Genomic DNA, 25,078 nt, shown 5'->3' with positions numbered 1-25,078 from the left:
CCGGGCGCCTGGGTGGACTACGGACAAATCCGCTCCTCTCGCCGTCGTGCCCCGGGGATTCGGCGCCGCCCGGCGGAGTGTTTGGTTTTATTCCCGGAATTCCGGAGTATGGGAAGGACGCCCGGCGCCGGACCCCGCGCGTAGCTTCGATGTCGTGGCCGATCGTGCGCCGTTCACCCTCGCTGTCGTGGGCGCCGGACCCCGGGGGGTCGGCGTCCTCGAGCGGCTCGGCGCGAACGCGGACCTGCTGCGCGACCGGCGGCTCGAGGTGCACCTGATCGACCCGTTCCCGCCCGGGCCCGGCCGCGTGTGGCGCTACGACCAGTCGCCGCTGCTGCGGATGAACTCCATGCCCGAAGACGTCACGATGTTCACCGACGAGTCGGTGAAGATGGCGGGCCCGGTCCGGCCGGGGCCGACGCTGCTGGAGTGGGCGCGGCAGGTGCGGGACGGCGCGCTCGACGCCGAGGTCCCACCCGACGTCGTCGCCGAACTGACCGCCCTCGACAGCTTCGACTTCCCGACCCGGCGGCTGCAGAGCGCCTACCTGACCTGGGTCTACCGCAAGATCCTCGCCGACCTGCCCGACGGCATCGACGTCGTCGAACACGCGGCGCGCGCGGCCGGCGTGGACGGCGACACCGTCACCCTGTCCGACGGCACGACCGTGCGCGCGGACGCCCTCGTGTTCACCGTCGGGCACCTCGACGCCGAACCGGACCACCGCGAACGCGAACTCGTCACGTTCGCCGCGCGGCACGGGCTCGCCTATTACCCGGCCGGCTACACCGCCGACGTCGACTACTCCGGCATCGCGCCGGGCGAAACCGTGCTGGTGCGCGGGTTCGGGCTCGCGTTCGTCGACCTGATGCTGCTGCTCACCGAGGGCCGCGGCGGCCGGTTCGAGGACCTCGAGGGCGGCGGCCTGCGCTACCACCCGAGCGGCGCCGAGCCGGTGCTGCACGTCGGCTCCCGGCGCGGCGTGCCCTACCACGCGAAGATCGGCTACCGGCTGCGTGGGAAACCGTTGCGGCTCCCCAGGTTCTTCGACGCCTACGCCATGGACGGGCTCGCCGGCCAGGCCCTCGACTTCCGCGCGGACGTCTGGCCGCTGATCGCGAAGGAACTGGCCTGGGGCTACTACAGCGAGCTGTTCACCGGGCACCCGGAGCGCGTGCGCCTGGACTTCGCGGTGTTCGCCGACGCCTTCGCCGACCTGCCGTGGGATTCACCGGGCATGCGCGACCTCGTGGCGCGGGCGGTGCCCGCCGAGGCCGACCGCCTCGACCTCGACCGCCTGGACCGGCCCCTGGCCGGCCGCGAGTTCGGCACCGCCGAAGAGTTCGGCAAGGAGCTGCGCGAGTACATCGAAGCCGACCTCGCGCGCCGGGCCGACCCGGAGTTCAGCGCCGACCTCGGCGCGTTCATGGCGTTGCTGTCGGTGTACGGCCAGCTGCCGGTGCTGGTCCAAAAAGGACGACTCGACGCGTCTTCGCAAGTGTCCGATATGGACGGCTGGTTCCACGGCTTCTTCTCGTACTACGCCAGCGGGCCGCCGCCCCGCCGGCTGGAGGAGCTGCTGGCGCTGCACGAAGCCGGCGTGGTTTCGTTCGCCGGCGCGGAAATGCAGGTGACGACGGACGGCGGCGCGTTCGTCGCGACCAGCGCCAGCTACCCGGGCGCGGTCCGGGCGCGGACGCTCGTCGAAGCGCGGCTCCCGGGTCCGAGCGTGACCCGCGCGGCCGACGGCCTGCTCCGGCAGCTGCGGGACGCGGGCGAGCTGGCCGAGGAGACCGTGGCGGACCCGGTGACGGGCGCGTTGCTGCCGTCGGGCCGGATCCACACGCGGGTGGCGGACTCCCGCCTGCTCGACGGCACGGGCCGGCCGCACCTGCACCGGTTCGCGGTGGGCCCGCACACGAGCGCCCGCTCGGCGGCGGCGTTCACGCGGCCCCGGACGAACGCGGCGAGCTTCCGCCAGAACGACGCCGTGGCGCGCGAGATCCTGGCGCTGGTCAGCCCGCCCAGCTGACGATTTCGGCCAGGACCCGCTCCGGCGGCGGCATTTCCGCGATCTCGGCCGCGATGCCCCGGGCGAGGCCACGCGGCTTCGGGTCGGTGAGCAGCTCGCGGGCCGCCGTCTCGATCGCGGGGATCCGGACTTCGTCGCCCACCAGTGCGCGGGCGAGCCCGAGGGCGGAGAGCGTCTCGGCGTTGGCGAACTGGTCGGCGCCCTGGGGCAGGACCAGCTGCGGCAGTCCCGCCGCGAGCGAGGCGAGCACCGTGCCGGTGCCGCCGTGGTGCACCACCAGGCCCGCGTGCTTCAGGACTTCGGCCTGCGGCACGAACCCGGTCGCGTGCACCCGCTCCGGGAGGTCTCCGAGCAGCGCGGGATCGCCGGGGCCGAGCGCCACGAGGACGTCGACGTCGAACTTCGACAGCGCGCGGATCGCCCCGCGCAGGACGTCCGTCGCGCCGTAGACCACGGTGCCGAACGTCAGGTAGACGAAGCCGTCTGCCGGGAGCGGCGGCAGCGGGACGTCGGGGTCGTACGGCGTCGGGCGCATCCGGAAAACCTTCGGGACGGCCGCCGTGCCGGGGTCGCGGACGCTGTCCGGCCAGAAGTCGACGCAGGCGTCGCCGAAGACGGCGTCCGAGGGGAGCGTGCCCCAGAGCGGGCGCAGCCGTTCGGCGGCGACGGACAGGAGCTCCGGCGGCATCGAGCGGCCGATCACGACCGCGACGGCGGGGAGGCCCGCCCGGCGCGCCGCGATCCCGGCGCCGACGTCGCTCATCTCGTAGATGACCAGGTCAGGACGCAGTTCGGGGAGCAGCGGCGTCAGGTCGTCGAGCAGTGACCGCGGCAGCAGCTCGGCGAACATCGTGATGCCGACGTCCATGAACCCGGCGTCTTCGCCGTGCCGCTTCTTGGCTTCGGCCTCCGCCTCGCCGATGCCGATCCCGGCGCGGTGGACCGCGAAACCGAGCTCACGCACCTTGGGCACGAAGGCTTCGCCGGTGCCGAAGACGACGTCGTGCCCGGCTGCCGCGGCCGCGTTCGCCAAGGGCAGCAAGGGAAACAGGTGGCCGTACGCCGGGCGGCACGTGAAGAGGATCCGCACCGCCCTGAGCGTACTCGTCAGCCCTTCACGACCGGAGCGACTTGCTGAGCCCACTGCTGCGGCGCCGACGTCCCGCCGGGCAGGGAGTTGAAGTACTCCCAGCCGTCGATGCCGCCGAAGTCCGCGTACTTGCTCTTGAGGCTCCGCACGGTCGACTGGAGGGTCGACATGTCCACGTACCCACTGCAGTTGGCGGGGTTGGTCACGGTCCCGGCGACGACCTTGCTCGCGGGCACGATCCCGCGGCGGACGATGTTGTCGTAGCCGGAGGTGCTGGAGAGGGAGCCCCAGCCGCAGTAGAACTGCGCGTTGAACCAGGAGATCTGCGCGCCGCGGTCGCGGTAGAGGGTGTCGTAGTTGAGGCCGGAGAGCCCACCGCCGCCGCTGAGTTCGGTGGCGACCGGGGCGAGGGTGATCAGGAACGAGCTGCCGAAGTCCGCGCGCAGGGCGTCGATCACCTTGTTGAGGGCGGCGTTCGACATGTGTTCTTCGATGTCCAGGTCGATGCCGGACAGCGAGTAGGTGCGGATGAGGTTCCGCAGCAACGGGTAGTAGGTGTCGAACTGCGTTTCGAGCCGCTGGAAGCTGCCGGCGGCGGCCCCGCCGACGAAGGCGAGGACGTGCACGCCCTGGTTGCGCAGCGTCGCGAGGTCCTGCCACATCCGCGTGAACTTGCTCGCGTTCGGCGGATCGTCGTTGAGGTGGACGACGCTGTTCGCATCGAGGTGGATGGCCCCGACGATCACGTCAGTGGCCCCGGCGCTCTGGAGCGCGAGCGGCGAGACGTAGGCGGAGCCGTTGTAGATGGTCTGGTAGTAGACGACAACCCTGCGCCCGGCGGCGGCCGAAGCCGGCACCGCACCCGAAATCATCAGCACCAAGGCCACGAAGGCCACGCCGATCCTCCGCATGGTCCAGACCATACGTCGCGGTGGGTGGTTGGGGAAACACCCACCGTCGATCCTGTCTTGTTTTGTCGACTTTGGCGACATCTGTCCCCGGTAGGCGGCAAATGATGCTTCATTGGAGGGCCGGGAGGACCGTGACCAGGGATTTCAGGCTTAGACCAAGAAACCCGCACTATGTGGTACATTTTTGCTGATTTACTGTGTCCTCCTGGCTATCTCCAGGAGTGTGGCAGTGAACAGAGTTCGTTCAGCTCATTTTCGATTCGGCGATAAAGTTCTGCTTCAGCGGCTTGGCCATGACGACTGGGTGCCGGGACGAGTGGTGCGAGTGGAAGAGTCCGATTCCCACCCCGGCGACCGTTACCTGCGGGTCAAGGTCGCGACCAGTGTGTCGTCGCGCGGGTACCTGCAGGGCGCGCGGCTCGTCCCGCCGGGCACGCCGATCTACCGGTCCGTCGGGTTCGGCGAGATTCATCTCGTCCGGCGCGACTCTCGGTGGGAACCGTTCAGTGTGAAGCCGTTCATGGTGCCGGATGACTACCGGGTCATGGGCGGAGCGCCGCAGTTCCAGATGACTGGAATGCCTGGAGCTACGCATGTCGGGGCGTACCAGTCGGCGACCTCGTATGATCCCGGCGATCCTGTGTGGGCTTGGGAGTGCGGGTGGCGGAAGGCCGAGGTGCAAGAAGCCAAACCACGGTGGGTGACTGTGCGCTACCTCGAAGGGTTCCGTCGACAAAACGGGTGGCCGTCCAAGAGCTGCCCGCCGGCCGAGATCTGGCCGGTGATCTGCGACTACCCTGAGCCGGTCCGGAAGATCGAGATCGAACCGGAGTGGCTGCGGAAGTTGGATCCACGAAACGCGCACGCCATGTCTCTGCAACTCGGCTACCACAATGCAGGCCGCTACCTGAAGGATTGCCAGCAGCTCGGTGGCTGCGGCATTCATTGAGCCTCAGCCCACTCCTGGACCGACCGCCCGGGAATCGCCGCCAGGAGTTCCTTCGTGTACTCCGCCCGCGGGTTCTCCAGTACCTGCGCCGCCGGGCCCAGTTCCACCAACACCCCCTCCCGCATCACGCCCACCTGGTCCGCCAGCTGCCGCACCACTGCCAAGTCGTGGGAGATGAACAAGTACGACAACCCCAGCGATGACTGCAGTTCCGCCAGCAACGCCAGGATCTGGGCCTGCACCGAAACGTCCAGCGCCGACACCGGTTCGTCGCACACCACCAGGTCCGGCCGCAGCGCCAGCGCGCGGGCGATCGCCACTCGCTGGCGCTGGCCTCCCGACAGCTCCGCCGGTTTCCGGCGCGCCACCGACGCCGGCAGTGCCACCTGGTCGAGCAGCGAGGGGACCCGCGTGCGCGGCAACCCGAACGCTCGCAACGGCTCCGCCACCACGTCCTCGATCGAGAACTTCGGGTTCAGCGACGCGTACGGGTTCTGGTACACGATCTGCATCCGCCGCCGCAGCCGGCGCAGTTCCTCGCCGCCCAGGGAAGTGATGTCCTGGCCGTCGAACGACACCGAGCCCGACGACGGCGTTTCCAACCGCAGCAGCAGGCGGGCCGTCGTCGACTTGCCCGAGCCGGACTCGCCCACCAACGCCAGCGTCTGGCCGCGCGGGATGTCGAACGAAACGCCGTCCACCGCGCGGATGCCGTCGAACGACTTCGCGAGGTCCCGCACCGACACCAGCGGCTCAGCCAAAGGTGCGGGCGGACGCAGGGCGCTCGACAGGCTCGGCGCCGCCGCGATCAGCTGCCGCGTGTACGGGTGCGTCGGCGCGCTGACCACCGACGACCCCTCTTCCACGACCGAACCCTGCGACAGCACCACGATCCGCGACGCGCGGTCGGCCGCGACACCGAGGTCGTGCGTGATCAGCAGGATCGCGGTGCCCGTTTCAAGAGCCAGTGAAGTCAGGTGGTCGAGGATCCGCCGCTGGACCGTGACGTCCAGCGCCGACGTCGGCTCGTCCGCGATGATCAGCTTCGGCCGCCCGGCCAGCGCCGACGCGATCAGCACCCGCTGTCGCAGCCCGCCCGACAACTGGTGCGGGTATTGCCGGGCCCGCAAGGACGGCTGGGGCACGCCCGCGCGCTCCAGCAAGGAGATCGCCTCCAGCGACGCCGAGCGGCGGTCGGCGAGGCCGTGGATCTTCAGCACCTCCGCGACCTGGTCGCCGATCCGGTGCACCGGGTTCAGCGACACCGCCGGGTCCTGCGGCACCAGCGCGATCTCGCGCCCGCGCACCGAGCGCCACTGCCGGGACGACAGCGAAAGCAGGTCGCGGCCGTCGAAGGTGATCGAGCCGCCGTCGACGCGGCCGCCGCGCGGGAGCAGGCCGATCGCCGCGTGCGCGGTCGTCGACTTGCCCGAACCCGACTCGCCGACGACGGCGACCACTTCTCCCTCGCCGACGTCGAACCCGACGTCACGCACGGCCGGCACCCCTTTGTACGACACGGCCAGGTCCGAAATCCGCAGCAGGGTCATCGGTCTCCTCCGTCCAGCGCGCGGGACAGCCGGTTCGCGGCGAGGACCACCGCCGCGACCGTCAGCCCCGGGAACGTCGTCATCCACCACGCCGTGGCCAGGAAGCTGCGCCCGCCCGCGACGAGCGAGCCCCACTCCGGCGTCGGCGGCGTCGCGCCGAACCCCAGGAAGCTCAGCGCCGACACCTCGAGCACGGCCGTGCCGAGAGTGAGCGTCGCCAGGGCGAGCACCGGGCCCGCCGCGTTCGGCAGGACGTGCCGCAGCAGCACGCCGGACCAGCGCACCCCGGAGGCGCGCGCCGCTTCGACGAACACGCCGTTGCGCACGCGAAGCACCTCCGCGCGCATGACCCGCGCGAAGGACGCCAGGTTCGCGATGCCGACGGCGATCGCGACGTTCGTCGTGCCGAAGCCCAGCGCCGTGACCAGGGCCAGCGACAGCAGGATCGGCGGGATGGCCAGGAAGACGTCGACGACCCGCATGATCACCGTGTCCGCCCAGCCGCCGCGGAACCCGGCGAGCAGCCCGAGCGCCGAGCCCGCGACGAGCGCCACCAGCACGGCGATCGCGGTCGCCCGCAGCGAGAGCGACGCGCCGTGGATCACGCGCGCGTAGACGTCCCGGCCGGTCTCGTCGGTGCCGAACAGGTGGTGCGGCGACGGCCCTTGCAGCCGTTCGACCGGGACGCCGGTGATCGGGTCGTACCCGGTCAGCAACCCCGGCACGAACGCCGCGAGCAGCACGAACGCCAGCACGGCGACGGCGACCACGAGCCCGGGGCGGCGGACGACGGGGGTGGCGAGGTCAACCACGGGCCACCTCCGGCGTCCGGGCGATGCGTGGGTCGAGCAGCGGGTACAGCAGGTCGACGACCAGGTTGAGCACCACGAACACCAGCGCGGCCAGCACGATCACCGCCTGCACCACCGGGACGTCCTGCGCGGTGACGGCGGCCGCGGTGATCCGGCCGACGCCGTCGCGCGAGAACACCGTCTCGGTGATCACCGAGCCCGCGACCAGGTTGCCCGCGACGACGCCGGCGATGGTCAGCGTCGGCACGGCGGCGTTGCGCAGCAAGTGTCCGAAGTGGACGCGCCAGCGGCTGGCGCCCTTGGCCGCCGCGATCTCCGCGTACGGCTGCTCCTGCTGGGTGGCGAGGCTCTTCGCCAGCACCTGCCCGATGATCGCGCCGGTCGGCAGGGCCAGCGTGATCGCGGGCAGGATGACCGCGGCGAAGCCCTGCGTGCCGAGCGCCGGTAGCAGCCGCAGGCGGAACGAGAAGAACTGGATCAGCAGCAGCCCGACCCAGAACGGCGGCAGCGAGATCGCCAGCGACGGCAGGGACAACAGCGCCTGCCGCAGCCAGCGGAACCGTGTGAACGTGCCGAGGAACGCCGAGCCGCCGCCGAACAGCACCGCGAACACCAGCGCCAGGCTCGTCACGGCGAGCGTCGGCGGTAGCGCCGTGACGACCATGTGCGTCGCGTCGTCGCCGGTCGCGACGCTGCGCCCGAAGTCGCCGCGCAGCGCCGAGACCAGCCGTTTCAGGTACTGCACCGGCAGCGTTGAGTCGAGGCCGTACTCCGCGCGGGCGGCGGCGAGCTGCTCGGGCGTCGCCGCCGAACCCGCCTCCCCGCTGGCGAGCTTCGCCGAAACGGCGTCCCCCGGCAGCAGGTAGAGGATCAGGAACGACAGCGTGAACGCCGCCCACAGCACGAACACCGCCTGCCCGGCGCGGCGGAGGAGGTAGCGCCTCACGACAGCCACGCGTCGAACAGCTGCAGCCGTGACGACGCCTCGAAGTCGACGGCGTGCGCCTGGGAGCCGAGCGCGACGACCTGGGTCAGCTCGAACACCGGGACCGCGTACGCGTGGTCGATGATCAGCTTCTGGACCTCGTCGGCGGACGGCTTGCGCTTGGCTGTGTCCACAGTGGACGACTGGGCGTCCAGCGCGACGTCCAGGGGGTTGCCCGGCGTGAGCTTGCTGCGGTTGCCGGCCTTGGTGGAGAACTGGCTACGCAGGATGTCCGGGTCGGCGCGGGTCACGTTGTACCAGAGGAAGTCGTAGCCGCCGGACAGCTGGATCTGCGTGGTCTCGGCCGTCGTGTGCTGCTCGATCCGCAGGTCGAAGCCGATCTTGCGGAGCTGCTGCTGGATGAGTTCCAGCACGCTGCGGTTCTGGTTGAACACCGGGGAGAACACGACGGACGCGCTCAGCCGCTGCCCGTTCTTGACGCGGATCCCGTCGGGACCGGGCACCCAGCCGGCGCCGTCCAGCAGTGCCGCCGCGGCCTTCTGGTCGTACGCGAGCTGCTGCGAGAGGTCGCTGACCAGCGGCGTCGCCGAGCCGAGGATGCTCGTGGCGGCCTTGTAGCTCGGCGTCAGCACGGTGTTCACGACCTCGGCGCGGTCGACGCCCTTGAGCACGGCCTGGCGCACCTTTTCGTCGGTGAGCACGCCGCGGGTGGTGTTGGCGTGCAGGTTGAACACGACGCCGGGGTTGGGCCGGATGTTCTCGGTGAAGCCGTTGCCCTTGAACTGCGGCTCGTCGACCGGCTGGATGTCCGTCGCCGCGTCGAGCTGGCCGGAGGCGAGGCTGCCGGTGCGGACGCCGGGCTCGGGCACGATCTTGTAGTCGATCTTGTCGAGGTAGGCCTCACCCTGGTGCTTGAACAGCGACGAGCCCCAGGTGTAGCCCTTGCGCTTGGCGAGGACGATTTCCTGGTTCTGCTTCAGGCTTTCGAAGACGAACGGCCCGGAGCCGATCAGGCCGTTGCCCTGGCAGCGCTGCTCCGGCGTCTTCTGGAACGCGGCCGGCGCGAGGAGGCCGAGCGACATCGTCGAGCTGGCCTGCAGGAACTGCGCGCTGGGCGCGGAGAAGTCGAGGCGGACGGTCCGCGGGTCGACGACCGTCGACGCCTTGTACGCGGCCAGGTAGCCGTAGCCGAGCTGGGCTTTCGTGCCGAGGGCCTTGATGGCGTCGAAGCTGGTCTTCACGGCCGCGGCGTCGACCGGGCTGCCGTCGGAGAAGGTCGCGCCGGCGCGCAGGTGGAAGGTGAACGCCGTCGAATCGGCGTTGATCTCCCACTTTTCGGCCAGCCACGGCTTGATCTCGCCGGTCTTCGGGTCCTGGTCGGTGAGCGAGTCGACGAGCTGGCGGCCGACGTTGATGGACGCGTTGGTGGCGGCCTGCTGCGGGTCGATGCAGTCGGGCGCGGACGAGATGCCCAGGCGCAGCGTGCCACCGGGTTTCGGCGGCCCGGACGCGGCTTGTTCGGTGCCCGCGGCGGCGCAGGCGGTCAACAGCACGGGCAGGGCGAGCAGGGCCGCGGCGTTGCGGGCACGGGGAAGCAGGGACACCGGACGGCCTCCAGCGGGGAGCGGTTGCGTCTTCAACCAGCGACGCTAACCACGCGCTGAAGGCCGTCCCACCAGGCGAACCGCGGTCCCAAACCCTGGCACCGCGCGGATTCGCTCTTGACAGCGGTCAGCAGCGGCCGAGCATGTCCGTCAGAGCCGACTTCTCCGCGGTGTTGATCGTCAGCTTGAACTTGTACTTCACCGCGACCCACATCTTCGCGTAGGTGCACCAGTAGCTCGTGAGCGGCGGCTTCCACTGGTCGGGCGACTTGTCGCCCTTCTCCTGGTTGACGTTGTCCGTCACGGCGATCAGCTGCGGGTCGGTGAGGTCGTTCGCGTACGCCTGGCGCTGCGCGGTCGTCCAGGACGACGCGCCGGTGCGCCACGCGTCGGCCAGCGGCACCACGTGGTCGATGTCCACATCGGACGCGGCGGTCCAGGTCGCGCCGTCGTACGGGCTGAACCACCTGCCGGAGGTCGCCGCGCAGCTGGAGTCGGTGACCACGTTCGTGCCGTCGCGCTTGAGCACCACTTCACGGGTGTTGCAGCTGTTGCCCTGGTCGATCCAGTGCGGGAACTTGTCCCGGCTGTAGCCGGTCTGCGAACCGTCGGCCTTGACGGTCAGGGACGCGAGCTCGCTCTTCGCCGTGGTCGCCGACGGGATGCCCGGCGGGGTGGCCTCGGCGACGCTGACCAGCGTCCCGGAGAGCACGGCGGTGGCCGCGAGAATGGTGAACGAATGACGAACAGAACGCCTGGTTGGCACTTTGCTGCCTCCGGTTCAGGTGTGGGGACAGCTAACCCTGATACACCGGAGTGGCGTGTGCAACACGTATAGGTGACATGATGCCGCGACTGGGTTAACTCCTAGTGACTTCGTTGTCGCGACTGGTCGCAGGAATACCCAAGTTTTCGGGCGTGAGCTGGGAATTCGGAGCTGAACCCCGCCCGTTTCGCGGCGACGACCGCTGAAGGTCTTTCACGTTAAAGTAGGTGTTTCCCTTGAGCCGCGGGCCGGGCGGGTCGCTCACCCGCCCGGCCCGCGTCTGCCCAGGTCAGCCGATCCCCAGCACCGACTCGGCCGTCGTCCAGTCGGTGAGCATGGCGTGCTGCGCGGCCGCCAGGGTGGCCCGGTTCGCGCACACGGCCTTCTTCACCGCGTTTTCCACGCTGTCCTTGGAATAGGAGTTCTCGCTCCCCGAGTGTGGTTCCGGCCAAAGGTTCTTCGGGTCCTTCGGCGCGCCACCCAGTTCGAGCGGAAGGAAATGGTCTTCTTCGTAGTCGGAAAGGCTCGTGTCCGAATACCCGTAGTCCGCGATTCCCTGGGTCTTCAATTTGTTGGTGTAGGAAGTCGACGGCCGGATGGTCGCGGTCCAGCCCGAAACGCAAATGGTCGAGCCGATCGTCGACTGCGTGACGTCCGGGTTCAGCGCGCCGGGCGTGCAGGCCGGGTCCGGCAGCGGCAAGTCGGCCTGTGAGCAGGTCGCTTGCGTCGTCGCGGGGGTCGCGTCGGCCACGCCGGCGAGGCCGCCGGACAAGACCGCGACCAGGGTAAAAGAACAATAAAGAGCACGAATTGTGGGCATTCGACCGCCTCCGTGTCATTGATGGGGACCGAATAACCATCAAGCACGGAAGTGGCACTAAGCAACACTTGTGGGTGACGCTCGGTTAACGCCGAGTGACACCCGCGCGGCAGCGCGCTGCCGCCATCGCGAAAAACAGCGTGAAAAAGGGCAATTCGCCGTCGAATTGCCCTGGGCTGCGCTGTATGGGGCTTATCGGCCGGACCTCAGCCCGGCCGGCGAACTTTCATCCGAAAGTTCCGCGGACCAGGCGGAGGTCCTCGGTGTGCCGGTACCACGTCCACTTGTTCACGGCCCGCTCGTGGACGACGTCGTCGCTGACGGGCCGCGTCGGGATGCAGCCGATCTGGAACGCGCGCGCGTAGAACGTCGTCGGCCGCTTGAAGAGCGTCCCCTTGACGACGCGGATCGACAGGCCGGGACCGCCCGGGTCCGGCGCCACCTCGACCGAGGAGGCGGGCCCGCGCAGCGCCACCTGCTCGTCGGCGTAGGCCACCCCGCGGACCAGCCGCAGCTCGCCGCGCCCGACGAGCACGCCGCCGACGTCGTCGCGGATCAGCGGCACCGGGTCGACTTCGCCGCGTAGCGCGAGCGCCACGGCCTGCAGCGGCGTCTTCGGCAGCCCCCAGAGCGCGGCGACCGACGAATCCGGCGACGACGGCACGTACCCGACCGACACGCCGGAGAGCGCGTCCTTGCGCAGGAGGCGCAGGACGACCGCGCCGAGGTCCGCGTCCGTGCCCGACACGACCAGGTGATCGTGTTCGCCCAGCAAGGGGTCGATTTCCGCCTTGCCGGGACGGCTGGGCACGCGGATGGATTCGACGTCGTCGACTTCTTCGAAGCCGGCCGCGCCGTCGCCACAGGCCACCACGATTCCGCGCACCCGCAGGTCCTCCGTTACAGTCATGCACCGGCATTTCGTCAGCGCCACCGGTGTCCGTCCGGGACACTAAACCTCAGTCGTCGAACACCTGGAGTGTCACATGCCGGCCATCGTGCTCATCGGTGCCCAATGGGGAGACGAAGGCAAGGGCAAGGCCACCGACCTGATGGGTGACCGCGTCCAGTGGGTCGTCCGCTACCAGGGCGGCAACAACGCCGGTCACACGGTCGTCCTGCCGAACGGTGAGAACTTCGCCCTGCACCTCATCCCTTCGGGCATCCTCACGCCGGGCGTGACGAACGTCATCGGCAACGGCGTGGTGGTCGATCCGGGTGTGCTGCTGGAAGAGCTGTCCGGACTGGAAGCGCGGGACGTCGACACGTCCAAGCTGCTGATCTCCGCCGACGCTCACTTGATCATGCCGTACCACGTGGCCATCGACAAAGTCACCGAGCGGTACCTCGGCAGCCGCAAGATCGGCACCACCGGCCGCGGCATCGGGCCGTGCTACCAGGACAAGATCGCCCGCGTCGGCGTCCGCGTGCAGGACCTGCTCGACGAGAAGATCTTCCGCCAGAAGGTCGAAGCCGCGCTGGAGTTCAAGAACCAGGTGCTGGTGAAGGTCTACAACCGCAAGGCGCTCGACGCGAACGAGGTCGCCGACGAGGTGCTGGCCGCGGGCGAGAAGTTCGCGCACCGCATCGCCGACACGCGCCTGCAGCTCAACCAGGCCCTCGAGCGCGGCGAAACCGTGCTGCTGGAGGGATCGCAGGGCACGCTGCTCGACGTCGACCACGGCACGTACCCGTTCGTGACGTCGTCGAACCCGACGTCCGGCGGCGCGAGCGCGGGCTCGGGCATCGGCCCGGGCCGGATCGGCACGGTCCTCGGCATCCTCAAGGCGTACACGACCCGCGTCGGCTCGGGCCCGTTCCCGACCGAGCTGCACGACGAGTCCGGCGAGTACCTGCGCAAGCAGGGCGGCGAGTTCGGCGTCACAACGGGCCGATCGCGGCGCACAGGCTGGTTCGACGCGGTGATCGCGCGGTACGCGGTGCGCGTCAACGGCATCACCGACTACTTCCTCACCAAGCTGGACGTGCTGTCCGGGCTGGAGAAGGTGCCGGTGTGCGTCGGCTACGAGGTCGACGGCTTCCGCACGCCGGACATGCCGATGACCCAGACCGACGTGCACCACGCGATCCCGATCTACGAGGAGCACCCGGGCTGGTTCGAGGACATCTCGGCGTGCCGCACGTTCGAGGAGCTCCCGGCGAACGCGCGCGCGTACGTCGAGCGCCTGGAAGAGCTGTCGGGCGCGCGCATTTCGGCGATCGGCGTGGGCCCGGGCCGCGACCAGACGATCGTCCGGCACCAGTTCGTTTAAGTCAGCTTGGTGCTGACCGGCGTCTCGTTGCGGAAGAGGTCGAGCACCGGGCAGTGCTCGTCGACCTCGCGCTTGAGGTCTTCGTAGCGCTCCCGGCTCGCCGGCCCTTCGAGCTCGACGGACACGCGCACGTCCCCGAAGCCGGGGCGCGTGTTGAAGGAGAAGCCGAAGAAGCCGTGCAGGTCGAGATCGCCGTCGACGGTGACCTTGACGGAGTCGAGCGGAATGCCGCGCTTCGCCGCCCAGAACTGGTAGGTGATGACCTGGCAGGAGCCGAGGGCGGCGAGCGCGAGCTCGACGGGGTTGGCGGCCTGGTCGGTGCCCCCGAGCGCGGGCGGCTCGTCGACGGTGAAGCTGTGGTCCCGGACGTTCACGTGGACCTCGGTCTTGGTCCCGGGCTTGAGGGCGTTGGCGACGGAGAAGGAAACGGCGGCGTTGTGCGGGTCGGCGTCGACGGCCTTGCGGGTGCCTTCGATGACGTCGGTCAGCGACATGGGCTCTCCTGAAGATCGTGAGCGGGATGCAGGACAGGGTGGGCGAATCCGGCGAGTCGTGCTCGGGTTCTCAATTCCTGGGAAGCCGGAAGCCGGAAACCGGTGGCGGGCCTCGCTAGCGTGGAGTCATGACCATCGGAGTCACGCTCCCCTCCGGCGACACCGACGCCTCCCCCAACCTCGTCGATGAGCTGCTCGCCCAAACCCGGCAAGCCGCCGAGGCCGGGCTCAAATCGGTCTGGTTCTCGCAACTACCCCTCAGCCAAGACGCCATCACCGTCGCCGCGCTGGCCGGGCGCGAAAACCCCGGACTCGAAGTCGGTACCTCCGTCGTGCCGATCTATCCGCGGCACCCCCTGCTCGTCGCCAGTGCCGCGCAGACCGCGCAAGCCGCCGCGCACGGGAACTTCACCCTCGGCATCGGGCTCGGCTCGAAGGGCTTCCTCGGTTCCGTCTACGGCGTCGAGTACCCGCCGCCCATCCGGCACCTGCGCGAATACCTCACCGTCCTCAAGCGGGTCTTCGCCGGGGAAGCCGTCGACTTCGAGGGCGAGACCGTCCAGGCGAAACCACTCGGACCGTCCACTGTGGCCGGCGGCACGGACATCCCGATCATCGTCGCCGCCATGGGGCCGCAAGCGCTCAAGGTCACCGCCGAGCTCGCCGACGGCACCCTGCCCTACCTCGCCGGCCCGAGAGCGCTTTCCGAGCAGATCGTGCCGGCCATGGCCGGCAAGCGGGTCATCGCCGCCGTGCCCGCCGTCGTCACCGACGAACCGGACGAAGTCCGCGCGAAAGCCGTCGAACAGATGGGTTTCTACGGCCAGATCCCGTCCTACCGGCGGATCCTCGACGTCGAAGGCGTCGACCACGCGGCCGACCTCGCCATCATCGGCGACGAGAAGACCGTGATCGAAGGCCTGCGGCGCTACTACGACGCCGGCGCCACCGATGTCGTCGTCTCCCAGACCGGGATGCGGTCGAGCGCGGAACGCCGACGGACCTGGGAGGTCATCAGCTCATTCGGTTCGTGAGGGTCGCCGTCACCGACATCTCCTCGAGGTCCAGTTCGCGCAGCACCTTCTGCAGGACGTCGTCGTCGAGGCGGCCGGCGCGGTTCTCGTCGATCATCGCCTTGCGCTGGGTGATCAGCAGCTCCTTGCGCGCCTTGGCGAACTGGGCCTGCGGGGTGCCGGGGCGGTCCTCGCCGGACAGCTTGATCGTGGCTTCGGCGAACCGGTAGCGCGTGTCGACGAGCCGTTTCAACCGCTCCTTCAGCTGTTCGACCTTCTCGGGCGGCAGGTCCAGCGACGCCAGCCGCTCGCGGCTGATCTCGCGCAGCCGCTCGTGCGCCGCCTTCTTGGCGACCTCCCGCGCGGCCAGCTCCTCGGCTTCGTCGCGCGACGCCTCCGACGGGTCCTGCACCTTCAAGACCCGGATCAGCGGCGGCAGCGTCAGCCCCTGGATCAGCACCGTCCCGATCGCCACGGTGAACGCGAACAGCTGGATCTCCTCGCGGCCCGGCGTGCCGGCCGGGACACCGGCCGCCGCGGCCAGCGTCACGACGCCGCGCATGCCCGTCCACGACAGCACCGCCAGCGACCGCCACGACGGGGCCGCGCGCCCGCGGCCGAACAGCCGCATCGCCCGCGGCAGGTACGCGAAGACGAACACCGCCGGGATCCGCACGGCCATCGTCACCAGCAGCACGACCACCGCGACCAGCACGAGCGTCCCGTTGTCGCGGGCCGCGTGCTGGGCGCCGTCGAGCACGAACGGCAGCTGCAGCCCCATCAGGGCGAACACCAGCGCCTCCAGCAGGAGGTCGATCGACGCCCACACCGATCTGTCCTGCATGCGCGTCGCGGGGGACGCGTACAGCGAGCGCGCCCCCAGGTAGAGGCCGGCCGCGACGACCGCCAGGACGCCGGAGCCGCTGAACTCCGGACCGAACGGGTGCAGGTGCTCCGCGGTGACGTACGCGCCGAAGGGCACGATGATCCCGAACGCCGACTCCACCAGCGGGTCGTCGAGCTGCCGCCGGATCAGCGCGACGGCGGCCCCGATCGCCAGCCCGACGGCGATGCCGAGCACGGTCGCCACGCCGAACACCGCGAACCCGTGCCCGGCCGAGCCCGCCGTGCCCGCGACCGCGGCGAGCGCGACCTTGTACAGCGTCAGCGCGGCGGCGTCGTTGACCAGGCTTTCCCCGGTCAGCACGGTCATCAGCCGCCGCGGCAGGCCGAGCTTGCGCCCGATCGCCACCGCCGTCACCGCGTCCGGCGGCGCCACCACCGCGCCGAGCACCAGCGCCGACGCGAACGGCACGTCCGGCAGCAGCAGGTGCACGACGAAGGCGACGACCACCGCGGTCACCGCGACCAGCACCACGCCGAGCGCGACGATCGGTCGCAGGCTGTTCTTGAAGTGCGTCAGCGAGCTTTCCAGCGACGTCGAATAGAGCAGCGGCGGCAGCACGACGGTGAGCACCAGCTCGGGTTCCAGCTCGAACCGCGGGACGCCGGGGATCAGCGCGACCCCGAGCGCGACGACCACCACGAGCAGCGGCGCCGACAGGTTGTACCGCCGGGCGAGCGCGGTCAGGGCCAGCGAGCCCGCGAGCACGCCCATCAGCGTCAGGATCTCCACGCGCGTGATCTTCCCGCAGGTAGAGGCCCTGCGCTCGGCTTCCGCTCAGTGGAAGTGACCTGGTTTGTGTCGTACCCCCTGTGCATACTCGTGCGCAATCCGCACACCTGTGCGGATCACGTGCACCGACGCACTCCGGAGGTTTTCATGTCCCCTGGCACTCGCTCCTGGGTCGTGCCCCTGGCCTGGACCGCCGTCCTGCTCGACGGGTTCGACCTGGTCGTGCTCGGCACCGTGCTGCCCGTGCTGCTGCGCGACCACGTCTGGGGCCTGACGCCCGGCACGGCGTCGGTCGTGTCGACGGTCGGGCTGGCCGGGATGATGCTGGGCGGGCTGGCGATCGGCACCATCACCGACGTCATCGGCCGCCGGAAGTCGCTGATCATCTCCGTGGCGCTGTTCTCGCTGTGCACGCTGCTGTGCGCGTTCGCGCCCTCGACGTTCGTCTTCGCGCTGCTGCGGTTCGTCGCCGGCCTGGGCCTCGGCGGCTGCCTGCCGACGGCGATCACGCTCGTCACGGAGTACGCGCGCCAAGGCAAGTCCGGTAGCGCGACGACCACGGTGATGACCGGCTACCACGTCGGGGCGGTGCTGACGGCGCTGCTGGGCATCGCGCTGATCTCGCCGCTGGGCTGGCGCGCGATGTTCGTCGCCGGAGCCGTTCCCGCGGTTTTCCTGATCCCGCTGATGCTGAAGTTCCTGCCGGAGTCCGAGTCGTTCCAGCGGGTCCGCGAGACCGAGCGGTCGGCCGGGCACGCCGTCGCCGGGCTGTTCCGCGGCGGCCTGCTGCGCGCGACGATCGCGTTCTGGGTGACGTCGTTCATGGGGCTGCTGCTGGTGTACGGGCTGAACACCTGGCTGCCGGAGATCATGCGCCAGGCCGGCTACCCGCTCGGCGCGGCGCTGAGCCTGCTGCTGACGCTGAACGTCGGCGGCATCGCCGGGCTGCTCGTCGCCGGGCGCGTGGCCGACCGCGTCGGCATCCGCCCGTCGGCGGTGGTGTGGTTCTGCGCGGGCGCGGTGTTCCTGGCCCTGCTGAGCGTCAAGCTGCCCGCGGTGGGGCTGTACGCGGCGGTGTTCCTGACCGGCTGCTTCGTGTTCAGCGCCCAAGTTTTGGTGTACGCGTACATCGGCCGCATCTACCCGGACGCGATCCGCGCGACCGGCCTCGGCTGGTCGGCCGGCATCGGCCGCATCGGCGCGATCTCCGGCCCGCTCCTCGGCGGCGCGCTGCTGACGGCCGGGATCGCGTACCCGTGGGGCTTCTACGCGTTCGCGGGTGTCGGCGCCCTGGGCGCGGCGGCCGTGACGGTGGTCCGCCCCGGCCGCCGCACCCCGGTGGCGGAAAGCGCGCCGGACGTCGAACCCGCTCCGGCCGCGGAATCCCGCCTCCGCGATCCCCTGAGGCCGTGAAGGTCTCCTCTCACGACGCCGCAGCTCACGCCGCCGCACCGAGGACGGATGCAGTGCCTCATCGCTTTTCGTCTTTCCGTGCGGCCAGACCCGGTCTCGCTGTTGCGTCCGAAGGCCGGTAGCCGCGTCCATCAGGTCGGGCGGGCTACCGGCTCCAAACCGGACGTCAGCCGAGTTCCTTGAGCTCCTGTTCCACCGCGGCGAGCTCGGCGGCCGAGCCCTGGACCTTCGGGCCCGTGAACCACTTGCGGGCCGAAAGCACCCACCACAGGGCCGCGCCGCCGAGCACGACCAGGAACGCGATCGGCGTGTAGTTGAACGAGTCCACCGTCACCGGCGACACCTGCGGCAGCATGAACAGGAAGAAGATCAGCACCACCCAGATCGTCGCGATGATGCCGACCGGCTTGCCCCACTTGCCGAGCGTCCACGGTCCCGGCTCGAACGCGTCGCCGCGGCGGACGCGCAGGAACACCGGGATCACGTACGCCACGTACAGCCCCACGACCGCGATCGACGTCACCGCCGCGTAGGCCGTCGCGCTCCAGAGGTACGGCAGGGCGAGGATCAGCGCGCCGCCGGCCGCGAGCCACACGGCGTTGGTCGGCGTCTGCGTGCGCTTGTTGATCTTGTGCCAGAACTTCGACCCCGGGATCGCGCCGTCGCGGGCGAACGCGTAGATCATCCGCGAGTTCGCCGTCACCGACGCCATGCCGCAGAACAGCTGTGCGCCGATGCAGATCAGCAGCAGGAACTTGCCGGTGACCGCGCCGGTCGCGTCGATGAAGATCTGCGCGGGCGGGACGCCGGTCGCCGAGTTGACCGCGCCGTCGTAGTCCTGGATCGCGAACGTCAGGCCGATCAGCAGGATCCAGCCCGCGACGAGCGAGACGACGATCGACATGACGATGCCGCGCGGCCCGGCCGTCGCCGCGCTCTTCGTCTCCTCGGTCATGTGCGCCGAAGCGTCGTACCCGGTCAGCGTGTACTGCGCGACCAGCAGGCCGAGCGCGAAGACGTAGAACGTCGAGCCCCAGCCCGTCTGGTTGACGAAGCTGCCGAAGACGAACGACGCGTCCTGGTGCTTGGCCGGCACGAAGATCAGCACGCCGACGATCACCAGCACGCCGATGAGGTGCCACCACACGCTGACGTTGTTGAGGATCGCGACGATCCGGACGCCGAAGGTGTTCAGCAGGCCGTGCACCACGAGGATGATCGCGAGCAGCAGGATCGTGTGCCCCGGCGTCGCGGTGAAGCCCCACTGCAGGTCGAGGAACGCGTTGAGGAACAGGGCCGCGCCGAAGTCGATGCCCGCCGTGACCGCGATCTGCCCGATGAGGTTGAACCAGCCGGTGAACCACGACCACACCGGGCCGGACTTGTCCGGCGCGAGCTTCGCCGCCCAGTAGTAGAGCCCGCCCGCGGTCGGGTAGCTGGAGCAGACCTCGGCCATGCCCAGGCCGACCAGGATGACGAACACCCCGACCAGTGGCCAGCCCCAGATCATCGCGGCCGGCCCGCCGGTCTTCATACCGAAGCCGTAGAGCGTCAGGCAGCCGGAGAGGATCGAGATGATCGTGAACGAGACGGCGAAGTTGGAGAACGCGGACATCGTCCGTTTGAGCTCTTGTGCGTACCCCAGCTGGTGCAGGCGCGCGCTGTCTTCGTCGGCGTTGTCGGGGGTGGTCTGCTGGTCGGAAACGTCCATCGGGCACCTCTTGAAAGGTATGCGGCCAGACCATTGAATTCGCCGAAGGTAGCCCTGGTCCCGGAGGGTGTCAAGCCTTCGTCAAATACTCGTCCAGCTGCTTGAGCAGGGGCCCGCCACCTCGGTGGTTGTTCGAGATCAAGGTGGCCGTGAGCCCGGCCGCCGGCTCGTGCGAACTCCAGAACGTGACGCCGTGGTCGCCGCCGTCCAGGTGTGCCACACCCGGGCGCGGCAGCCAGAAGCCGAGCCCGTAACCGTCCGCGTGCGGGGTGACCATCCGGTCGACCCACGCGCGCGGCGCGATCCGGCCGTCGAACAGAGCGGGCCAGAACTTCCGGAAGTCCGGCGCGGTCGAGTAGATCCCGCCGTCGCCGAAGCCCACCACCGGCAGGCTGAACACGTTGGTGCGGCCGTCTTCCAGGTAGCCGGTGGCCGTCCGGGCGGGCAGCGCGTCCGAACGGAGGAACGCCGTGTCGGCCATCCCGGCGGGCTCGGTGACGCGCGTGCGGACGAGGTCGGCGAAAGGTATGCCCGCGATCCGTTCGGCGACCAAGGCGAGGACGGCGAAGGCGCCGTTGTTGTAGTGGAACCGTTCGCCGGGCGGGAATCGCTGCGGGTACCCCTCGAGTGCGGCGAGGTAGTCGGCCGACGTGGCGAGCAGGGGCGTGGGCGGCGGGTCTTCGTCTTCGTCGCAGTAGTCGCCGATGCCGGAGGTGTGCGTCAGCAGGTGCTCGACCGTCACGCGGTCGTCGATCAGCGGCAGGTCGTCGCCGAGGACGTCACGCGCTCTCGTCGAGAGTTCGAGGCGCCCCTCGGCGACCAGCCCGACGACGACCAGCGCCGTGAACCCCTTGGTACCGCTGGCGATCGCGAACCGCGTCTCGACGGTGTTCTCGACGCCGTAGCCGCTGTGCGCGTGCCCGTGGGCCTGCGCGACGAGGGTCTCTTCGCCGCGGGTCACCAGGATCACGCCGGAAAAGCCGTCGAACGCCGTGAAGGGCACCCTCATGGACACAGCGTCCAGGAGGGTGCCCTTCCCGGCAAAGCGGTTTTACCGGCCCAAGAACGCGTGTAGCGACTCGAGGGCGGTGTCGGGCTGGTCGGCGAAGAAGCCGTCGACGCCGGCCTTGAGGAACGCGGCCTCCTCGGTGAAGACGTCGCCGTAGGCGTCCGGCTCGGCCGACGAGCGCAGGTTCGCCGGCAGGAACGGGTTTTCGTTCCGGAACGTGTACGGCTGGACCTGAAGGCCCGCCTTGTGCGCGTCGGCGACGAGCGCGGTCGGCGTGCCCAGGTTGTCGTTCTTGTCCCGCGGGATGACCTGCGCCTTGTCCGGCCCGAGGTACTTCGCGTACTTCGCGACTTCGCGCAGCCCCTGCGGCGTGACGAGGTCCGCGTACGTCCGCTTGTCGCCCTTCGCGACGAAGTCCGCCGGGGCGCCGGTGGCCGACGTCAGCTGCAGCAGCGGCGTCCGGACCTGCTTGTGCAGGTCGATCAGGTTCGAGACCTCGAACGACTGGATGATCGCCGGCGCGTCCGGCCGGTCGAGGCCGTTGCGCTTGAGGAGCGCGACCAGCTTCGGCTCGGTCGGGTTGCCGATCGAGGAGAAGAACGTCGAGTGCTTGACCTCGGGGTACGTGCCGAGCGTCCGGTGCAGCTCCCTGCCGAGCCGCTTGATCAGGTCGAGCACCTCCTGGAAGGTGGCGATCTGGTACCGGCCGTTGTACAGCGTGTTGTGCGGGCGGTTCGCCGGGATCCGCTCGACCGCGCGCAGGGTCTTCAGCTCGGCGAGCGTGAAGTCCTGGGTGAACCAGCCGGTGGTCGAGACGCCGTCGATGACGAGCGTCTTCTTGCGGTTCGCGAACTCGGGGTGCTTGGCGACGTCGGTGGTGCCGCCGATCTCCGGCTCGTGCCGGGCGACGAGCTGGCCGTCCTTGGTGGGCACGAGGTCGACGTCCACGTAGCCGACGCCCATCCGGAAGGCCAGCTCGTAGGAGGCGAGGGTGTGCTCCGGCCGGTAGCCGGGGGCACCGCGGTGTCCGACGATCACGGGGTCATCGTGGCCCCGACCGTACGCGGCCGCATCGGCGGACCCCCCGCTTTCCGACGCGCTCGCCGACCCGACGGCCAGTCCGGTGACGCTCAGCAACGCCAGTCCGGCGAGTGCCAGGACGCCGACACGTTTGCGCTTCATCTGGTGACCTCTTTTCACACAGGGTTGACCCTGACTACCCGCGCCACCCTCGATGTCGCAAGCGTCCGAAGTGCGTATCCGGGCGAACCGGACGGTGAACGCCGCGTGGACTCCTGTTCACGCAGGTGTGGCCCGACGCACGGCGGGACCGGACCGGCTCGGCGGCGCACCTGCGGGCGGGGTGCCCGGCGGTTCGCGGTGGCGTGGGCCGGAGTCGGCGGGGCGGACCGCTCGGGCCATCGCGCTTCGGCCGACCGGCCCGCGGGTACTGCTGCCCCGGCCCCCGCACACCTGCCCGCCGGCCACCGAGGCAGTCCAGCCACCCCGCTCGGCGGCCCGCCAAGACCCGTGAACTCCGGTTCCCCTTGCGACGTTGCGTCGATTCAGCACGACCCACCCGGGACCCGTCACCCTCGGCGGGACGGCCCTCACCCGCCGTGCCGACCGACGGCGAAATGTCCGGCGCGAACCCGGCCGGATACGCTGTGCTGCGTGCGCGTACTGGTAATCGGCTCCGGCGCTCGTGAGCATGCCCTCGTCCTCGCGGCCTCTGGTGACCCCGCGGTCACCGCCCTGGCCTGCGCGCCCGGCAACGCCGGGACCGCCGCCGTGGCCGAGCAGCTCGGCGTCGAAGCGGCCGATCCCGAGGCGGTCGCCGCGCTCGCGAAGAGCTGGCAGGCCGACCTCGTCGTCGTCGGGCCGGAGGTGCCGCTCGTCGCCGGGGTCGCCGACGCCGTCCGCAAGGCGGGCATCGCCTGCTTCGGGCCCTCGGCCGCCGCCGCCCGCATCGAAGGCTCGAAGGCGTTCGCGAAGGACGTCATGGCCGCCGCGAACGTGCCGACCGCGCGCAGCGAGGTGGTCGACAACCCGGCCCGCCTCGACGCCGCGCTCGCCCGCTTCGGCCCGACCTGGGTGGTCAAGGACGACGGCCTCGCCGCCGGCAAGGGCGTCGTCGTCACGACCGACTACGACGTCGCGCGCAAGCACGCCATCATGCTGCTCGACGGCGGCCACCCGGTCCTCCTGGAGTCCTTTTTGGACGGTCCGGAGGCCTCGCTGTTCTGCTTCGTCGACGGCAACACCGTCGTTCCGCTCCTGCCCGCGCAGGACTTCAAGCGCGTCGGCGACGACGACGCCGGCCCGAACACCGGCGGCATGGGCGCGTACGCGCCGCTGCCCTGGGCGCCCGAAAACCTGGTCGACGAGCTGGTCGAGCGGGTCGTCCAGCCGGTCGCCGACGAGCTCGTCGAGCGCGGGGCGCCGTTCTCCGGCCTGCTCTACGCCGGGCTCGCGCTGACGTCGGAAGGCCCGCAGGTCATCGAGTTCAACTGCCGCTTCGGCGACCCGGAGACGCAGGTCGTGCTGGCCCTCCTGCGGTCCCCGATCGCCGGGCTGATGCACGCCACCGCCACCGGCAAGCTCGCCGAGCACCCACCCCTGGAGTGGGCGAACGGCGCCGCGGTCACCGTCGTGATCGCCGCCGACGGCTACCCGGGCAAGCCCCGCACCGGCGACGTCATCGGCGGCGCCGAGCTGGAGGGCGTGCTGCACGCCGGCACCCGCCGTCGCGACGACGGCGCCGTCGTCTCCTCCGGCGGCCGCGTGCTGTCGGTCGTCGGCACCGGCAAGACGCTCAAGTCGGCGCGCAAGCACGCGTACGAGACCGTCGAGAAGATCCACCTCGCGGGCTCGCACCACCGCACGGACATCGCCCTCAAGGCGGCGAACGGCGAGGTCGGCGCCCCGACGGCGAAGCAGCGCGCCTGATTTCCCGGACCGGGGGAACCGGCGGGGCTTGATCTTCGTCCGACTTCAGGCTGCTGCTACACCTGGGTTGGTAGCCTCGACGAGGAGTCGGCCGGTCACTGTCCGCATGACGTCAGGGGAGAGCATGTCAGGACCCTCGTACGACCTCAGCCCGGCCGTCCCCGTGGCCCCGGCCGCCGCGGACGTCCTGGTCCACCCGGACAAGCTGCTCGACGTCGCCCGGATCGTCGAAGAGCAGGCCAACGCCCTCGAAGACCAGCTGCTGACCAAGCTCGGCCTGCTGCGGATCGACGCGCCGTCGGCCGATGTGATCAGCACCCAGTCCATCGAGGCCTGGAACGCCCTCATCGCCGACGGCGACCGTTCCTACGCGGGCCAGGTCCGCGAGTACGTCGCCGGTCTGAAGCGCCTGGTCTCGCAGCTGCGTGACGCCGCGAAGGACTACAAGGTCAGCGACGAGGAGAAGGCGGCGGTGTTCGGTGACCGCGCGAAGCACGGTGCGTAGCCGGACGCTGAAGATCACCGGGGGCGTGCTCGCGACGGCGGCGCTCGCCGGCTGCTCGGCGGGCACCGAAGGCACCCCGTACCCGGTCGAGACGGCCGCGACCGCGGCGTCGCAGAGCGCCAAGGCGGCCCAGCTGCCGCAGCGCCCGGCCGACCTGCCGCTGCAGGGCGTCAACCTGTGCGAGGTCTTCCCGCAGGTGCAGCTCGACGCGCTGAAGATCACCAGCACTCCCCGCGAGGGCCCGTCGGCGGACGGGCCGACGTGCGTGTTCGACGCCGACGGCGCCGAGCCGGTGCACGCCTACCACGTCCGGGCCGTGACGGCGGACCTCGGCGAGTGGATCACCGGGGCCCGCAAGAAGAACAGCATGACCACCGAGCCGAAGACGATCGCCGGCTACCCGGCGCTGACGAACTACCGCGCGGCGGGCGACCCCGCCGACTGCGAGGCGCTCGTCGGCGTCGCGCGGGGCCAGACGTTGGCCGTCCAGACCTTCGCCATCACCCGCGGCAAGCTCACGCAGCCGCAACTGTGCGAGATGGCGGTGCACGCCGCCGACATCGCGGTGCAGACCTTGAAAGCACGCAACTAGGGA

The 25,078-nt window shown here is 70.2% G+C and carries 22 protein-coding genes; 8 read left to right on the top strand and 14 right to left on the bottom strand.

Going from position 1 to position 25,078, the window contains the following annotated elements; all coding sequences use genetic code 11:
• Window positions 1-154 precede the first annotated feature (154 nt).
• A complete protein-coding gene (locus ACIRSS_RS20310; RefSeq protein WP_400896900.1) occupies window positions 155-2,032 on the top strand; it encodes an FAD/NAD(P)-binding protein in 1,878 nt (625 codons plus the stop codon).
• Here the strand turns inward: ACIRSS_RS20310 and ACIRSS_RS20305 are convergent.
• Window positions 2,016-3,122 carry a glycosyltransferase gene (locus tag ACIRSS_RS20305; protein WP_400896898.1) on the bottom strand — a complete coding sequence of 369 codons (1,107 nt, stop codon included), beginning with the start codon at window positions 3,120-3,122 and terminating at the stop codon, window positions 2,016-2,018. The genes ACIRSS_RS20310 and ACIRSS_RS20305 overlap by 17 nt on opposite strands.
• A gap of 17 nt (window positions 3,123-3,139) precedes the next feature.
• Window positions 3,140-4,033 (bottom strand): glycosyl hydrolase family 18 protein, encoded by an 894-nt coding sequence (locus ACIRSS_RS20300; RefSeq protein WP_400896896.1) that lies wholly within the window; start codon window positions 4,031-4,033, stop codon window positions 3,140-3,142.
• A gap of 229 nt (window positions 4,034-4,262) precedes the next feature.
• Between ACIRSS_RS20300 and ACIRSS_RS20295 the strand changes: the two genes are divergently transcribed.
• Window positions 4,263-4,982, top strand: a complete 720-nt coding sequence (locus tag ACIRSS_RS20295) for a hypothetical protein (protein ID WP_400896894.1) — start codon at window positions 4,263-4,265, stop codon at window positions 4,980-4,982.
• Here the strand turns inward: ACIRSS_RS20295 and ACIRSS_RS20290 are convergent.
• From ACIRSS_RS20290 to ACIRSS_RS20260, 7 genes are all read right to left on the bottom strand, one after another.
• Window positions 4,976-6,532: a dipeptide ABC transporter ATP-binding protein gene (locus ACIRSS_RS20290; protein WP_400896892.1), complete on the bottom strand. Its 1,557-nt coding sequence runs from the start codon at window positions 6,530-6,532 to the stop codon at window positions 4,976-4,978. The genes ACIRSS_RS20295 and ACIRSS_RS20290 overlap by 7 nt on opposite strands.
• Window positions 6,529-7,344: an ABC transporter permease gene (locus ACIRSS_RS20285; RefSeq protein WP_400896890.1), complete on the bottom strand. Its 816-nt coding sequence runs from the start codon at window positions 7,342-7,344 to the stop codon at window positions 6,529-6,531. The genes ACIRSS_RS20290 and ACIRSS_RS20285 overlap by 4 nt, the downstream gene beginning before the upstream one ends.
• Window positions 7,337-8,290, bottom strand: a complete 954-nt coding sequence (locus ACIRSS_RS20280; protein ID WP_400897580.1) for an ABC transporter permease — start codon at window positions 8,288-8,290, stop codon at window positions 7,337-7,339. Before ACIRSS_RS20280 ends, ACIRSS_RS20285 begins: the two co-directional genes overlap by 8 nt.
• Entirely contained in the window at window positions 8,287-9,894 is a 1,608-nt protein-coding gene (locus ACIRSS_RS20275; RefSeq protein WP_400896888.1) for an ABC transporter substrate-binding protein, read from the bottom strand. Before ACIRSS_RS20275 ends, ACIRSS_RS20280 begins: the two co-directional genes overlap by 4 nt.
• 127 nt (window positions 9,895-10,021) lie before the next feature.
• Window positions 10,022-10,624, bottom strand: a complete 603-nt coding sequence (locus ACIRSS_RS20270) for an HNH endonuclease family protein (protein ID WP_400897578.1) — start codon at window positions 10,622-10,624, stop codon at window positions 10,022-10,024.
• A gap of 325 nt (window positions 10,625-10,949) precedes the next feature.
• Window positions 10,950-11,480, bottom strand: coding sequence for a hypothetical protein (locus ACIRSS_RS20265; protein WP_400896886.1), 531 nt, complete (start codon window positions 11,478-11,480; stop codon window positions 10,950-10,952).
• Between the two features lie 226 nt (window positions 11,481-11,706).
• Window positions 11,707-12,390 carry a hypothetical protein gene (locus ACIRSS_RS20260; protein ID WP_400896884.1) on the bottom strand — a complete coding sequence of 228 codons (684 nt, stop codon included), beginning with the start codon at window positions 12,388-12,390 and terminating at the stop codon, window positions 11,707-11,709.
• Between the two features lie 76 nt (window positions 12,391-12,466).
• Here ACIRSS_RS20260 and ACIRSS_RS20255 point away from each other — a divergent pair, with 76 nt between their 5' ends.
• Complete coding sequence (locus ACIRSS_RS20255) at window positions 12,467-13,753, top strand: adenylosuccinate synthase (RefSeq protein ID WP_400896882.1); 1,287 nt, start codon at window positions 12,467-12,469, stop codon at window positions 13,751-13,753.
• Here ACIRSS_RS20255 and ACIRSS_RS20250 read toward each other — a convergent pair.
• Window positions 13,750-14,247 carry an OsmC family protein gene (locus ACIRSS_RS20250; RefSeq protein WP_400896880.1) on the bottom strand — a complete coding sequence of 166 codons (498 nt, stop codon included), beginning with the start codon at window positions 14,245-14,247 and terminating at the stop codon, window positions 13,750-13,752. The two genes, ACIRSS_RS20255 and ACIRSS_RS20250, sit on opposite strands and share 4 nt — an antisense overlap.
• 128 nt (window positions 14,248-14,375) lie before the next feature.
• Here ACIRSS_RS20250 and ACIRSS_RS20245 point away from each other — a divergent pair, with 128 nt between their 5' ends.
• A complete protein-coding gene (locus ACIRSS_RS20245) occupies window positions 14,376-15,281 on the top strand; it encodes a TIGR03564 family F420-dependent LLM class oxidoreductase (RefSeq protein WP_400896878.1) in 906 nt (301 codons plus the stop codon).
• Here the strand turns inward: ACIRSS_RS20245 and ACIRSS_RS20240 are convergent.
• Window positions 15,262-16,896, bottom strand: coding sequence for a Na+/H+ antiporter (locus ACIRSS_RS20240; RefSeq protein WP_400896876.1), 1,635 nt, complete (start codon window positions 16,894-16,896; stop codon window positions 15,262-15,264). The genes ACIRSS_RS20245 and ACIRSS_RS20240 overlap by 20 nt on opposite strands.
• Before the next feature lie 147 nt (window positions 16,897-17,043).
• Here ACIRSS_RS20240 and ACIRSS_RS20235 point away from each other — a divergent pair, with 147 nt between their 5' ends.
• Window positions 17,044-18,309, top strand: coding sequence for an MFS transporter (locus ACIRSS_RS20235; RefSeq protein ID WP_400896874.1), 1,266 nt, complete (start codon window positions 17,044-17,046; stop codon window positions 18,307-18,309).
• 166 nt (window positions 18,310-18,475) lie between these two features.
• Here ACIRSS_RS20235 and ACIRSS_RS20230 read toward each other — a convergent pair whose 3' ends face one another.
• The 3 genes from ACIRSS_RS20230 to ACIRSS_RS20220 all read right to left on the bottom strand — a co-directional run bounded on the left by ACIRSS_RS20230 (window position 18,476) and on the right by ACIRSS_RS20220 (window position 22,211).
• Window positions 18,476-20,020 (bottom strand): amino acid permease, encoded by a 1,545-nt coding sequence (locus ACIRSS_RS20230; protein ID WP_400896872.1) that lies wholly within the window; start codon window positions 20,018-20,020, stop codon window positions 18,476-18,478.
• A 70-nt stretch (window positions 20,021-20,090) separates the two neighbouring features.
• The gene (locus tag ACIRSS_RS20225) at window positions 20,091-21,029 is read right to left on the bottom strand and encodes a serine hydrolase domain-containing protein (protein WP_400896870.1); all 939 of its coding nucleotides are present in this window, start codon (window positions 21,027-21,029) and stop codon (window positions 20,091-20,093) included.
• A gap of 42 nt (window positions 21,030-21,071) precedes the next feature.
• Window positions 21,072-22,211 (bottom strand): glycerophosphodiester phosphodiesterase, encoded by a 1,140-nt coding sequence (locus tag ACIRSS_RS20220; RefSeq protein WP_400896868.1) that lies wholly within the window; start codon window positions 22,209-22,211, stop codon window positions 21,072-21,074.
• A 492-nt stretch (window positions 22,212-22,703) separates the two neighbouring features.
• Between ACIRSS_RS20220 and purD the strand changes: the two genes are divergently transcribed.
• The 3 genes from purD (at window position 22,704) to ACIRSS_RS20205 (ending at window position 25,075) form a co-directional block, all read left to right on the top strand.
• Window positions 22,704-23,978, top strand: coding sequence for a phosphoribosylamine--glycine ligase (gene purD / locus ACIRSS_RS20215; protein WP_400896866.1), 1,275 nt, complete (start codon window positions 22,704-22,706; stop codon window positions 23,976-23,978).
• Window positions 23,979-24,102: 124 nt separating this feature from the next.
• On the top strand, window positions 24,103-24,483 hold the full coding sequence (locus ACIRSS_RS20210) for a hypothetical protein (protein ID WP_400896864.1): 381 nt from the start codon (window positions 24,103-24,105) through the stop codon (window positions 24,481-24,483).
• Complete coding sequence (locus ACIRSS_RS20205; RefSeq protein ID WP_400896862.1) at window positions 24,458-25,075, top strand: DUF3558 domain-containing protein; 618 nt, start codon at window positions 24,458-24,460, stop codon at window positions 25,073-25,075. The genes ACIRSS_RS20210 and ACIRSS_RS20205 overlap by 26 nt, the downstream gene beginning before the upstream one ends.
• The last annotated feature ends 3 nt before the right edge of the window (window positions 25,076-25,078 follow it).

The sequence above is a fragment of the Amycolatopsis sp. NPDC101161 genome (genome assembly GCF_044768185.1).
In the GTDB taxonomy this organism is placed as follows: domain Bacteria; phylum Actinomycetota; class Actinomycetes; order Mycobacteriales; family Pseudonocardiaceae; genus Amycolatopsis.
This window is presented reverse-complemented; position numbering and strand designations above follow the sequence as displayed.

What these genes read in the sequence shown, in the direction of transcription:
- ACIRSS_RS20300 (WP_400896896.1), bottom strand. Translation starts at nt 4,033, where the DNA reads ATGCGGAGGATCGGCGTGGCCTTCGTGGCCTTGGTGCTGATGATTTCG.
- ACIRSS_RS20260 (WP_400896884.1), bottom strand. Translation starts at nt 12,390, where the DNA reads ATGACTGTAACGGAGGACCTGCGGGTGCGCGGAATCGTGGTGGCCTGT.
- ACIRSS_RS20225 (WP_400896870.1), bottom strand. Translation starts at nt 21,029, where the DNA reads ATGAGGGTGCCCTTCACGGCGTTCGACGGCTTTTCCGGCGTGATCCTG.
- ACIRSS_RS20230 (WP_400896872.1), bottom strand. Translation starts at nt 20,020, where the DNA reads ATGGACGTTTCCGACCAGCAGACCACCCCCGACAACGCCGACGAAGAC.
- ACIRSS_RS20255 (WP_400896882.1), top strand. Translation starts at nt 12,467, where the DNA reads ATGCCGGCCATCGTGCTCATCGGTGCCCAATGGGGAGACGAAGGCAAG.
- ACIRSS_RS20245 (WP_400896878.1), top strand. Translation starts at nt 14,376, where the DNA reads ATGACCATCGGAGTCACGCTCCCCTCCGGCGACACCGACGCCTCCCCC.
- ACIRSS_RS20220 (WP_400896868.1), bottom strand. Translation starts at nt 22,211, where the DNA reads ATGAAGCGCAAACGTGTCGGCGTCCTGGCACTCGCCGGACTGGCGTTG.
- ACIRSS_RS20250 (WP_400896880.1), bottom strand. Translation starts at nt 14,247, where the DNA reads ATGTCGCTGACCGACGTCATCGAAGGCACCCGCAAGGCCGTCGACGCC.
- ACIRSS_RS20235 (WP_400896874.1), top strand. Translation starts at nt 17,044, where the DNA reads ATGTCCCCTGGCACTCGCTCCTGGGTCGTGCCCCTGGCCTGGACCGCC.
- ACIRSS_RS20265 (WP_400896886.1), bottom strand. Translation starts at nt 11,480, where the DNA reads ATGCCCACAATTCGTGCTCTTTATTGTTCTTTTACCCTGGTCGCGGTC.
- ACIRSS_RS20290 (WP_400896892.1), bottom strand. Translation starts at nt 6,532, where the DNA reads ATGACCCTGCTGCGGATTTCGGACCTGGCCGTGTCGTACAAAGGGGTG.
- ACIRSS_RS20210 (WP_400896864.1), top strand. Translation starts at nt 24,103, where the DNA reads ATGTCAGGACCCTCGTACGACCTCAGCCCGGCCGTCCCCGTGGCCCCG.